Below are 12,104 nucleotides of genomic sequence, written 5' to 3' on the forward strand. Positions count from 1 at the left end.
GACGGGATTGGTCCAGACCAAATGGCAAAAACCGAGGGTCTTGTTCATCATGCAAAGATCCTGCGAACAGCTGAAGGAGTAGCCCGTGTCCATCCAGGTCCCCGGCCTCGACCAGGCCCCTACCGGTCACACCGAACTGATTGACTGGGTACGCGGGATCGCCGAGCTGACCAAGCCCGACCGCGTCGAGTGGTGCGACGGCTCGGACGACGAGTGGGAGCGGCTCACCGGCCTGCTCGTCGAGCAGGGCACGCTCACGCGGCTCGACCCGGCGAAACGACCCAACAGCTTCTACGCGGCCTCCGACCCCACCGACGTGGCCCGCGTGGAGGACCGGACGTACATCTGCTCCGAGAAGGAGGAGGACGCCGGTCCCACCAACAACTGGATCGCCCCCGGCGAGATGCGCGAGACCCTGAACGGGCTCTTCGACGGCTGCATGAAGGGCCGCACCATGTACGTGGTGCCGTTCTGCATGGGTCCGCTCGGCGGTGAGATCTCCCAGCTCGGCGTCGAGATCACCGACTCCGCCTACGTCGCGGTGTCGATGCGGATCATGACCCGGATGGGCGCGGGCGCCCTGCGGCTGATCGAGGAGCGCGGCTCGTTCGTCAAGGCCGTCCACTCCGTCGGGGCCCCGCTGGAGCCCGGCCAGCAGGACGTCAAGTGGCCGTGCAACTCCACGAAGTACATCACGCACTTCCCCGAGACCCGTGAGATCTGGTCGTTCGGTTCCGGGTACGGCGGCAACGCCCTGCTCGGCAAGAAGTGCTACGCGTTGCGGATCGCCTCCACGATGGCCCGCGACGAGGGCTGGATGGCCGAGCACATGCTCGTCCTCAAGCTGACCCCGCCGGACGGCGAGACCCGCTACGTCGCCGCCGCGTTCCCGTCCGCCTGCGGCAAGACCAACCTCGCCATGCTGGAGCCGACGATCCCCGGCTGGAAGGTCGAGACGATCGGCGACGACATCGCCTGGATGCGGTTCGGCGACGACGGCCGCCTCTACGCGATCAACCCCGAGGCCGGCTTCTTCGGCGTCGCGCCCGGCACCGGCGAGAGCACCAACGCCAACGCCGTGAAGACCCTGTGGGGCAACAGCATCTTCACCAACGTCGCCCTCACCGACGACGGCGACGTGTGGTGGGAGGGCCTGACCGACGAGCCCCCGGCGCACGTCACCGACTGGAAGGGCAACGACTGGACGCCCGAGTCGGAGACGCCCGCCGCGCACCCCAACGCCCGGTTCACCACCCCGGCGGGGCAGTGCCCGATCATCGCGCCCGAGTGGGAGGACCCGAAGGGCGTGCCGATCTCGGCGATCCTGTTCGGCGGCCGCCGCGCCACCGCCGTCCCGCTCGTCACCGAGTCGTTCGACTGGCAGCAGGGCGTGTTCCTCGGCGCCAACGTGGCGTCGGAGAAGACCGCCGCCGCCGAGGGCAAGGTCGGCGAGCTGCGCCGCGACCCGTTCGCGATGCTGCCGTTCTGCGGCTACAACATGGGCGACTACTTCGGCCACTGGCTCGACATCGGCAAGGCCACCGACGCCGAGAAGCTGCCCCGGATCTACTACGTCAACTGGTTCCGCAAGGACGCCGACGGCAAGTTCATCTGGCCCGGCTTCGGTGAGAACAGCCGCGTGCTGAAGTGGATCGTCGAGCGCCTCAACGGCAAGGCCGACGCGGTCAAGTCCCCGATCGGGCACCTGCCGACCAAGGAGTCGCTGGACACCGAGGGCCTCGACATCGACGACGCCGCCCTCGACACCCTCCTGACGGTCGACCCCGAGGTGTGGAAGGAGGAGGCCGCGCTCGTCGTGCCGCACTTCGAGACGTTCGGCGACCACACCCCGAAGGCCCTGTGGGACGAGTACCACAGCCTGGTGCGCCGCCTGGAGCACTGACCCGCACGGCGCCCCCGAGCGCGGCGCCTCCCGCACGGCATCGCGCGCCCGCCGCCCGGCACGTCCGGGCGGCGGGCGCCGCCGTCGCGCGTGCTTGCCCCGCTTTCCTGCGGGAACGGGCGGTGTGACCGTTCCCCGAGTCCGGGAGGCAGGCGTGTTCGACCTCATGACCCGCCACTGGTGGGTGCTGGCGCTGCGCGGCCGGCGGCCGTACGGCGAGCCGTTCCCGCGCCCGCACTAGCCGCCCGCGTCCGGATCGGCCGCGCCATCGGGCACCCGGGTCCGGCGTTTAGGATGCGGAGCATGACGCGGCTGGAATTCCGGGTGCACGAACTGACCGTCGGCCAGCTCGCCGAGCGCAGCGGCGTGGCCGTCTCCGCCCTGCACTTCTACGAGTCCAAAGGACTGATCAGCAGCCGCCGGACGGCCGGGAACCAGCGCCGGTTCAGCCGCGACACGCTCCGCCGGGTCTCCTTCATCAAGGTGTCCCAGCGGGTCGGCATCCCGCTCGCCGAGATCCGCGAGGCGCTCGCCACGCTGCCCGAGGGGCGCACCCCGACCGTCGACGACTGGGCGCGGCTGTCCCGGCACTGGCGCGGCACCCTGGACGACCGCATCGCCCAGCTCGAGAAGCTCCGCGACGACCTCACCGACTGCATCGGCTGCGGCTGCCTCTCGATCAGCAAGTGCGCCCTCGCGAACCCCTACGACCGCCTCGGCGACGAGGGCCCCGGCCCCCGCCGCCTGCTGACCGGCTCCGCCCGCGCGCCCCGCACCGAGGAGCCCGCCGGGAACGGCGCCCGTCCGGCGCGCGACGAGGACGCCTGCGCCCCCGTCTGCACGCCCCCCGAGTAACGCCCACGCTGCTCCCCTCGCCGGTCCGCTCCCGGACGAGCGAGGGCCCTCAGCGGTCGCGGCGGCGGGCGTCGTGGCCGTGCGGGTCGAGGCGGCGCGGCATCGGCTCCCGCCCGGCGGGCTGCGTCGGCGGCGGCTGCGCCGCGACCGGCTCGATCGGCAGCTCGACGGGCTCCTCGCCCAGCGTGAACGGCTCGCCGTGGTGCCACAGCTTGATGCCCCGGCCGTCCAGCAGGTCGTAGCGGGCGGACTCGGCGGTCACGGTCACCCGCACGAGGCTGCCCCGGTACCGCATCCGGAACGTCAGCCGGCTGATCCCGCCGGGCAGCCGCGGCGCGAACCGGAGCCGCCCGCCGCCCGCCCGCATCCCGCCGAACCCGGCGACGAGGCCGTTCCAGGCGCCCGCCATCGACGCGAGGTGCAGCCCGTCGCCGGTGTTGCGGTTCAGGTCGTGCAGGTCCATCAGGGCGGTCTCGCCCAGATAGTCGTGCGCCAGCTCCAGCTGGCCGACCTCGGCGGCGATGACGGCCTGCGTCTGCGCCGACAGGGACGAGTCCCGGACGGTCAGCGCCTCGTAGTACGCGAAATTGCGGGCCTTCTGGTCGTCGGTGAACGCCTGCCCGCACAGGTGCAGCGCCAGCACCAGGTCGGCCTGCTTGACCACCTGCTTGCGGTACAGGTCGAAGTACGGGTAGTTCAGCAGCAGCGGGTAGTGGTCGGGCTTCGTCGCGGCGAAGTCCCAGCGGGCGTGGTTGGTGAACCCCTCGCTCTGCGGGTGCACCCCGAGCCGCTGGTCGTAGGGGATCAGCATCGCGGCGGCGGCGTCCCGCCACGACGCGGCCTCCTCGGCGTCCACGCCGAGCCGCTCGGCGACGTCCGGGTGCCGCATGGCCGTCTCGGCGGCCTCCTGCAGGTTCCGCCGCGCCATCAGGTTCGTGTAGACGTTGTTGTCGGCGATCGCGCTGTACTCGTCCGGCCCGGTGACGCCGTCGATGCGGAACACCCCGCCGACGTCGTGGTGGCCGAGGCTCCGCCACAGCCGCGCCGTCTCGACCAGCACCTCCAGGCCGACCTCCCGCTCGAACTCGACGTCCTGCGTGACGTCCACGTACCGGACGACCGCGTCGGCGATGTCGGCGTTGATGTGGAACGCGGCGGTGCCCGCCGGCCAGTACCCCGAGCACTCGTGGCCCCGGATCGTCCGCCAGGGGAACGTGGCGCCGCGCAGGCCGAGCTGGCGGGCGCGCTCGCGGGCCAGCGGCAGGATCATGTGCCGCCACGCGAGGACGTCGGCGGCCGCGTCCGGCAGGGTGTAGGTGAGCACCGGCAGGACGAACGTCTCGGTGTCCCAGAACGTGTGCCCGTCGTAGCCGGGCCCGGTGAGGCCCTTGGCCGGGATCATGCGGCGTTCGGCGCGCGCGCCCGCCTGCAGCACGTGGAACAGCCCGAACCGGACGGCCTGCTGGATCTCGGCGTCGCCCTCCACCTCGACGTCCGCGCACTGCCAGAACGCGTCGAGGAACTCGCGCTGCTCCGCCAGCAGCCCCTCCCAGCCGGTCTGCCGCGCGCCCGCGAGCGCCCCGACGACCTGGTCGTGCAGCGCCGGGCGGGACCGCTGGCTCGACCACCCGTAGGCGATGTACTTGACGATCCGGAGCCGCTGCCCCGGTTCGATGCGCGTCGCGACCGTCAGCCGGCCCACGTCCGGGGAGCTCTCGGTGTCGACCGACATCGCCTCCGGGCCCTCGATGTCGTGCGACATCCCCGCCGCCATCCGCAGGTCGCTCTCCCGCGTGCAGTGCAGCAGCAGCACCTTCTTGCCGTTGGCGACGTGCTCCTCGCTGACCAGCGGGCTGTCCAGGATCGCCGACGCGCGCGGGTCCTTCCCGCCGCCGGGCAGCGCCTCGTTCGCCACGAGCTCGGACTGCACGACGATCCGGATCGCCTCGTCCACCGGCTCCACGTCGTAGCAGATCGCCGCGATGGCCCGCTGCGTCAGCGACACCAGCCGCACCGAGCCGACCCGCACCCGGCGGCCCGCCGGGGACGTCCACTCCACGTTCCGGGTGAGCGTCCCGGCGCGCATGTCGAGGACGCGCTCGTGATGGTGCACCCGGCCGTAGCGGACGTCGAACGGCTCGTCGTCCACCAGCAGCCGGATCACCTTGCCGTTGGTGACGTTGATGACCGTCTGCCCCGACTCGGGATAGCCGTAGGCGCTCTCGGCGTGCGGCAGCGGCCGCTGCTCGTAGAACGAGTTCAGGTAGGTGCCCGGCAGCCCGTGCGGCTCGCCCTCGTCGAGATTGCCGCGCAGGCCGACGTGCCCGTTGGAGAGCGTGAACACCGACTCGCTCTGCCGCAGCCGGTCGAGCCGCAGCTCGGGCTCCCGCACGCACCACGGTTCGACCACGAAGACCGGACGGTCGACGCTCGCCTGCCCTTCCGGGATGTTCACGCGCTCCCCTTCCGCGTCCCGTCCTGCATGAGCTCCGCGAGATCGCCCACGACGACGTCCGCGCCGCGCTCGGCCAGCTCCCGCGCGTGCGCCCCGCCGACCCGGTCGACCCCCACGACGTGCCCGAACCCGCCGGCCCGTCCCGCCTCCACGCCCGCGAGCGCGTCCTCGAACACCGCCGCGCGCGCCGCCGGGACGTCCAGTTCCCGCGCGGCGGCGAGGAACATGTCGGGGGCGGGCTTGCCCGGAAGGCGCCGCTCGGCCGCGACGACGCCGTCCACCCGGGCGTCGAACAGGCCGGTGATCCCGGCCGCCGCCAGCACCTGGACGGTGTTCGCGCTGGACGACACGACGGCCGTCCGCAGCCCGGCGTCCCGCACCGCCCGCACGTAGTCGATCGACCCGTCGAACCGCTCCACGCCCTTCTCCTCGATCAGCTCGAGGACGAGCGCGTTCTTGCGGTTGCCGAGCCCCCGGATCGTCTCGGCGTCCGGCGGGTCGTCCGGGTCGCCCTCCGGCAGCTCGATGCCGCGCGACTCCAGGAACGACCGCGTCCCGTCCTCGCGTTTCTTGCCGTCCACGTAGGGGCCGTAGTCCTTCGCGATGTCGAAGGGGACGAACGGCTCCCCGGTCCGGCCGGCCCGCTCCCGCAGGTACCCGTCGAACATCTCCTTCCACGCGGCCGCGTGCACCGACGCCGTCCGCGTGAGCACGCCGTCCAGGTCGAACAGACACGCCGCGGTCCCGTCAGGAAGCCCCAGCATCGCACCCCCACTCGCTCGTGATCCCGTCGTTCGTCACGTGCGACCCGTTCCCGTGGGGAATAAGGGCATGCGGGCACGGTGCTCGAACGGGGGATCGCGATCTTGCGTACCCGCCCGCGGTCAGGGTCGCACACGACAAGGAGAGATCACATGGAGAAGGCGCGGATCGGTGTCACGGGGCTCGCGACGATGGGCCGCAACCTGGCCCGGAACCTGGCCGGACACGGCCATCCGGTCGCGGTGCACAACCGCACGCCGTCCCGGACGAAGGAGCTGGTGGAGCAGTTCGGCGACGAGGGGACGTTCCTGCCGGCCGAGTCGGCGGAGGCGTTCGTCACGTCGCTGGAGCGGCCCCGCAAGCTGGTGATCATGGTGAAGGCGGGCCCGGCGACGGACGCGGTCATCGAGGAGTTCGCGCCGCTGCTCGAACCCGGCGACATGATCGTCGACGGCGGCAACGCGCACTTCGCCGACACCCGCCGCCGCGAGGCCGACCTGCGCGAGCGCGGCATCCACTTCGTCGGCACGGGGATCTCCGGCGGCGAGGAGGGCGCGCTGCACGGGCCGAGCATCATGCCGGGCGGGTCCGCCGAGTCCTACGCGTCCCTCGGCCCGCTGCTCGAGGACATCTCCGCCCACGTCGACGGGACGCCCTGCGCCGTCCACGTCGGCCCGGACGGCGCCGGGCACTTCGTGAAGATGGTCCACAACGGCATCGAGTACGCCGACATGCAGCTGATCGCCGAGTCCTACGACCTGCTGCGGCACGCCGCCGGGCTCGCCCCCGACGAGATCGCCGCGGTGTTCCGCGAGTGGAACACCGGCCGCCTCGAGTCGTACCTCATCGAGATCACCGCCGAGGTCCTCGCGCACACCGACGCCGCCACCGGGCGCCCGTTCGTCGACGTCGTCCTCGACCAGGCCGAGCAGAAGGGCACCGGACGCTGGACGGTGCAGAGCGCGCTCGACCTCGGCGTCCCCGTCGGCGGCATCGCCGAGGCCGTGTTCGCCCGGTCGGTGTCCGGCCACGCCGCGCTGCGCGAGGCAGCCCGCGACCTGCCCGGACCCGCCCGCGCCGGGGCGCAGACGCTGCCCGGCGTCCCCGACGCGATCGAGAAGGCCCTCTACGCGTCCAAGATCGTCGCGTACGCGCAGGGCTTCCACGAGATCCAGGCGGGCAGCGCCGAGTACGGCTGGAACATCGACGCGGGCGCGATGGCGACGATCTGGCGCGGCGGCTGCATCATCCGCGCCCGGTTCCTCGACCGGATCCGCGCCGCCTACGAGGCCGACCCGGGGACCCCGACGCTGCTGACCGACGCGCACTTCGCCGAGGCGCTCGGCGACGCCCAAGAGGCGTGGCGCAACGTCATCGCGATCGCCGCGAAGCACGGCGTCCCCGTGCCCGGCTTCTCCGCCGCCCTGGCCTACTACGACTCGCTGCGCGCGCCCCGGCTGCCCGCCGCGCTCACCCAGGGCCAGCGGGACTTCTTCGGCGCGCACACCTACCGGCGGGTCGACCGCGACGGCACGTTCCACACCCTCTGGGGCGGCGACCGCACGGAGGTCACGTCCTGACCGCCACTCCTGGCACCCCGGTCACCCCTCGCGCCACTTCGGCGAGTCGAGGGCACCGGCCGCCTGCGGGCCCATCAGCCCCAGGCCGCCGTCCACGAACAGGGACGCGCCGGTGACGTAGGACGACTCGGGACCGGCGAGGAACGCGATCGCGGCGCCGACCTCCTTCGCGTGCCCGGGGCGGGCCAGCGGGTAGCCGGGCCTGCTGTCCGCCTCGGGCGGCCGCTCGTGCTGACCCGTCATCGGCGTCGCGATCTCGCCCGGCGCGACCGTGTTCACGGTGATCCCGTGCTGCGAAAGCTCCAGCGCCAGCACGCGGGCCAGCATCTTCAGCCCGCCCTTCGCGGCGCAGTACGGGCCCGCGCCGACCCTCGGGTACTCCTCGTGGACGCTCGTCACGTTGACGATCCGGCCGCCCCGGCCGCGCTCGATCATCCGCCGGGCCGCCCGCCGCGAGCACAGGAACGCGCCGTCGAGGTCGACCGACAGCACCTCGCGCCACTCGCCGTAGTCCGTGTCGACCAGCGGCCGCATGCTGCCCGTCCCGGCGTTGTTCACCAGGACGCCGAGGCCGCCCAGCTCGTCGGCGAGCTCGTCGATCGCCGCGGAGGCCGCCTCCGGGTCGGTCAGGTCGTGCCGCCGCACCGCCGCCCGCCGTCCCGCCGCCTCCACCTCGGCGACCGTCCCCCGCGCGCCCTCCTCGTCGGACCGGAACGTGATCCCGACGTTGAAGCCGCGCCCGGCGAGCGCGACCGCGGTCGCCTTCCCGATCCCCGAGTCCGCGCCGGTGACGACCGCGACCCTGTCGTAACCGTTCACCGATCGTCCCCGCGCCCGGGTTCGTCGTCCCGCTCGACCCCCGCGGTCGGGTCGCCCGTCCGCGTGCCGTGCTCGTCCTCGTCCTGGTACCCCTCCGCGGCGCTCGCCGTCCCGGGGACGATCCGCTCGTGCGGCCGGTCCTCCCGTCCGGAACCGGCCCCGGGCCCCCGCTCCTCGTCCTTGCGCATGTCCTCGCCTCCTCAGGTCGTCCTCCGCGCCGTCTCCGGCGCCGGATCAGCGGATTCTTGCCGGACGGCGGCGCCCTAACCGCCCGTCCCGGAGGTTCGGCCCGCACTCCGGTTCCGCTCCGGTTCCCGGTCGGCGGGCGATCGGGGGCAGGATGGAGGGGTGAGTCTTATCGATGAGCTTCCCTCCGGAAACGACGCCGACGCCGATTCGCTGTTCGAGGCCTTCGAGCGGTGGGTGTCCGGGCGCGGGATCACGCTGTACCCCGCGCAGGAGGAGGCGCTGATCGAGGTCGTGTCCGGCGCGAACGTGATCCTGTCCACGCCGACCGGCTCCGGCAAGAGCCTGGTCGCGGCGGGGGCGCTGTTCGCCGCGCTCGGCAAGGACCAGGTCGGCTTCTACACCGCGCCGATCAAGGCGCTGGTGTCGGAGAAGTTCTTCGACCTGTGCGAGATGTTCGGCCGCGACAACGTCGGGATGATGACCGGCGACGCCAGCGTCAACGCCGACGCCCCGATCGTCTGCTGCACCGCCGAGGTGCTCGCCAACATCGCGCTGCGGGACGGCGCGCAGGCCGACATCGGCGTCGTGGTGATGGACGAGTTCCACTTCTACGCCGAGCCGGAGCGGGGCTGGGCGTGGCAGATCCCGCTGCTGGAGCTGCCGCAGACCCAGTTCCTGCTGATGTCGGCGACGCTCGGCGACGTCGGGTTCTTCCAGAAGGACCTCACCCGCCGGACGGGACGGCCGACCGCGCTCGTCACGTCCGCGGAGCGTCCCGTCCCGCTGATCTACGACTACCGGGTCACGCCGTTGCACGAGACGATCGAGGAGCTGCTCGGCGAGCAGAAGGCGCCGATCTACCTGGTGCACTTCACGCAGGCCGCCGCGATCGAGCGGGCGCAGTCGCTGATGAGCATCAACGTGTGCACGAAGGCGGAGAAGGCGCGGATCGCCGAGCTGATCGGCGGTTTCCGGTTCACGACCAAGTTCGGCCGGAACCTGTCCCGGTTCGTGCGGCACGGCATCGGCGTCCACCACGCCGGGATGCTGCCCAAGTACCGGCGGCTGGTGGAGCGGCTGGCGCAGGCCGGGCTGCTCAAGGTCATCTGCGGTACCGACACGCTCGGCGTCGGCGTCAACGTCCCCATCCGGACGGTCGTGTTCACGGCGCTCAGCAAGTACGACGGCAGCCGGGTGCGGCGGCTGCGGGCCCGCGAGTTCCACCAGATCGCCGGACGGGCGGGCCGCGCGGGCTTCGACACGGTCGGATTCGTCGTCGCGCAGGCGCCCGAGCACGTCGTGGAGAACGAGAAGGCCCTCGCGAAGGCGGGCGACGACCCGAAGAAGCGCCGGAAGGTGCAGCGCAAGAAGCCGCCGGAGGGGTTCGTCGGCTGGGACGAGGAGGTCTTCCGCAAGCTGCAGGACGCCGAGCCGGAGATGCTGCGGTCCCGGTTCCAGGTGAGCCACGCGATGCTGCTGTCGGTGATCGCGCGCCCGGGCAACGCGTTCCAGGCGATGAAGCGGCTGCTGACCGACAACCACGAGGAGCCCGCGGCGCGGCGGCGGCACATCTCCCGCGCCATCGCGATCTACCGGTCGCTGCTGGCCGGGGGAGTGGTCGAGCTGCTGCCGGAGCCGGACGACGTCGGGCGGTACGCGCGGATCACCGTCGACCTGCAGGAGGACTTCGCGCTCAACCAGCCGCTGTCGACGTTCGCGCTCGCCGCGTTCGAGGTCCTCGACCCGGGCTCGCCGTCGTACGCGCTGGACGTCCTGTCGGTGATCGAGGCGACGCTCGACGATCCCCGGCAGATCCTCGCGGCGCAGCTCAACAAGGCGCGCGGCGCGGCGGTGCAGGAGATGAAGGCCGAGGGCATCGAGTACGAGGAGCGGATGGAGCTGCTCCAGGACGTCGACTACCCGAAGCCGCTCGAGGAGGAGCTCGGCGCCGCCTACGAGATCTACCGGGCGGGGCACCCGTGGGTGGGCGACCATCCGCTGCGCCCCAAGTCGGTGGTGCGCGACATGTACGAGCGGGCGATGACGTTCACCGAGTACATCGGCTACTACGAGCTGGCGCGGGGCGAGGGGCTGGTGCTGCGGTACCTGTCCGGGGCGTACAAGGCGCTGCAGCAGACCGTCCCCGAGTCGATCAAGACCGACGACCTCATCGACCTGATCGAGTGGCTCGGGGAGCTGGTCAGGCAGGTCGACTCCAGCCTGCTGGACGAGTGGGAGCAGCTCGCCAACCCGGCCGAGGAGCCCGACGAGCCGATCGAGGAGCGCGTCACGAAGGTCACCGCGAACGCGCGGGCGTTCCGGGTGCTGGTGCGCAACGCGCTGTTCCGCCGCGTGGAGCTGGCGGCGCTGGAGCGGTACCGCGACCTCGGCGAGCTGGACCCGGACTTCGGCGCGGACGCCTGGGCGGAGGCCATGGACGGCTACTTCGCCGAGCACGACGAGCTGCTGACGGGCCCGGACGCGCGCGGCCCGAAGCTGCTGCAGATCGAGGAGGTCCCCGAGGACGCGCTGTGGCGGGTCCGGCAGGTGTTCGACGACCCGGAGGGGCACCACGACTGGGGGATCTCCGCGGAGGTGGACCTCGCGGGCTCCGACCAGGAGGGCGAGGCCGTCGTCCGGGTGACCGGCGTGGACCGGCTCTGACGCGGCGTTTCCGAGAGCGGGAGGACGGGAGAATGGTGCAGGTCGCGGTGGCGCAGTTCGCGCCCGGGACGAACAAGGACGAGAACCTCCGCGCGATCGGGGACCTGGTGGCGGAGGCCGCCGGGCGCGGCGCGAAGGTCGTGGTGTGCCCCGAGTTCGCGATGTTCGCGGCGCCGAAACTGGACCGGCGGTACGTCGACTCCGCCGAGCGGCTCGACGGCCCGTTCGCGGCCGGGCTCGGCGACCTGGCGCGCGAGCACGGCGTGCACGTCGTCGCCGGGTTGAACGAGCGGCTGGACGAACCGGACCGCATCGCCAACGTGCTCGTCGCGCTCGCCCCCGACGGGACGGTCGCCGCGACCTACCGCAAGACGCACCTGTACGACGCGTTCGGGTACAAGGAGTCGGAGATCGTCCGGCCCGGCGACATCGGCGACCCCGAGACGTTCGCGGTGGACGGTGTCACGTTCGGCATGCAGACCTGCTACGACGTGCGGTTCCCCGAGGTGACGCGCCGGATCGTGGACGCGGGCGCCGACGTCCTCCTGCTGCCCGCCCAGTGGGTTCCGGGGCCGCTCAAGGAGGACCACTGGCGGACGCTCGTGCGCGCCCGCGCCATCGAGAACACGATCTACGTGGCGGCCGCGGACCAGTGCGCGCCGACCGGCGCGGGCAACAGCATGATCGTCGACCCGATGGGCGTGGTGGCGGCGTCGCTGGGGGAGGCGCCGGGCGCCGCCGTGGCCGACGTCGCGCCCGCGCGGGTCGCGGCCGTCCGGGAGCGGAACCCGGCCCTGGCGCTGCGCCGCTTCACGGTCGTGCCGCGCTGACCGTGCCGCCCTGACCGTGCCGCCCTGACCGTGCCGCCCTGACCGTG

At 72.4% G+C, this 12,104-nt stretch carries 9 protein-coding genes; 5 read left to right on the forward strand and 4 right to left on the reverse strand.

Features of this window, described 5'->3' with window-relative positions; all coding sequences use genetic code 11:
- The first annotated feature begins 85 nt into the window (after positions 1-85).
- Positions 86-1,903, forward strand: a complete 1,818-nt coding sequence (locus tag AB0L25_RS30860; protein WP_500176251.1) for a phosphoenolpyruvate carboxykinase (GTP) — start codon at positions 86-88, stop codon at positions 1,901-1,903.
- A 303-nt stretch (positions 1,904-2,206) separates the two neighbouring features.
- Positions 2,207-2,758 (forward strand): redox-sensitive transcriptional activator SoxR, encoded by a 552-nt coding sequence (gene soxR / locus AB0L25_RS30865; protein WP_500176252.1) that lies wholly within the window; start codon positions 2,207-2,209, stop codon positions 2,756-2,758.
- Between the two features lie 49 nt (positions 2,759-2,807).
- Here soxR and AB0L25_RS30870 read toward each other — a convergent pair whose 3' ends face one another.
- Positions 2,808-5,213: a glycoside hydrolase family 65 protein gene (locus AB0L25_RS30870; protein WP_500176253.1), complete on the reverse strand. Its 2,406-nt coding sequence runs from the start codon at positions 5,211-5,213 to the stop codon at positions 2,808-2,810.
- Positions 5,210-5,977: an HAD family hydrolase gene (locus AB0L25_RS30875; RefSeq protein WP_500176254.1), complete on the reverse strand. Its 768-nt coding sequence runs from the start codon at positions 5,975-5,977 to the stop codon at positions 5,210-5,212. The genes AB0L25_RS30870 and AB0L25_RS30875 overlap by 4 nt, the downstream gene beginning before the upstream one ends.
- Before the next feature lie 150 nt (positions 5,978-6,127).
- On the opposite strand from AB0L25_RS30875, the gene gnd reads away from it, so the two are divergent.
- The gene (gene gnd, locus AB0L25_RS30880; RefSeq protein WP_500176255.1) at positions 6,128-7,555 is read left to right on the forward strand and encodes an NADP-dependent phosphogluconate dehydrogenase; all 1,428 of its coding nucleotides are present in this window, start codon (positions 6,128-6,130) and stop codon (positions 7,553-7,555) included.
- A gap of 21 nt (positions 7,556-7,576) precedes the next feature.
- Here the strand turns inward: gnd and AB0L25_RS30885 are convergent, their stop codons facing one another.
- Positions 7,577-8,374, reverse strand: a complete 798-nt coding sequence (locus AB0L25_RS30885) for an SDR family oxidoreductase (protein ID WP_500176256.1) — start codon at positions 8,372-8,374, stop codon at positions 7,577-7,579.
- On the reverse strand, positions 8,371-8,562 hold the full coding sequence (locus AB0L25_RS30890) for a hypothetical protein (RefSeq protein WP_500176257.1): 192 nt from the start codon (positions 8,560-8,562) through the stop codon (positions 8,371-8,373). The genes AB0L25_RS30885 and AB0L25_RS30890 overlap by 4 nt, the downstream gene beginning before the upstream one ends.
- A gap of 160 nt (positions 8,563-8,722) precedes the next feature.
- Here AB0L25_RS30890 and AB0L25_RS30895 point away from each other — a divergent pair, with 160 nt between their 5' ends.
- Complete coding sequence (locus tag AB0L25_RS30895) at positions 8,723-11,227, forward strand: DEAD/DEAH box helicase (RefSeq protein ID WP_500176258.1); 2,505 nt, start codon at positions 8,723-8,725, stop codon at positions 11,225-11,227.
- A 32-nt stretch (positions 11,228-11,259) separates the two neighbouring features.
- Complete coding sequence (locus AB0L25_RS30900; protein WP_500176259.1) at positions 11,260-12,057, forward strand: carbon-nitrogen hydrolase family protein; 798 nt, start codon at positions 11,260-11,262, stop codon at positions 12,055-12,057.
- Positions 12,058-12,104: the final 47 nt, after the last annotated feature.

Source organism: Spirillospora sp. NPDC052242 (assembly GCF_040679555.1).
In the GTDB taxonomy this organism is placed as follows: Bacteria; Actinomycetota; Actinomycetes; order Streptosporangiales; family Streptosporangiaceae; genus Spirillospora.

Coding starts and splice junctions, on each gene's coding strand:
- soxR (WP_500176252.1), top strand. CDS start 2,207: ATGACGCGGCTGGAATTCCGGGTGCACGAACTGACCGTCGGCCAGCTC.
- AB0L25_RS30875 (WP_500176254.1), bottom strand. CDS start 5,977: ATGCTGGGGCTTCCTGACGGGACCGCGGCGTGTCTGTTCGACCTGGAC.
- gnd (WP_500176255.1), top strand. CDS start 6,128: ATGGAGAAGGCGCGGATCGGTGTCACGGGGCTCGCGACGATGGGCCGC.
- AB0L25_RS30890 (WP_500176257.1), bottom strand. CDS start 8,562: ATGCGCAAGGACGAGGAGCGGGGGCCCGGGGCCGGTTCCGGACGGGAG.
- AB0L25_RS30900 (WP_500176259.1), top strand. CDS start 11,260: ATGGTGCAGGTCGCGGTGGCGCAGTTCGCGCCCGGGACGAACAAGGAC.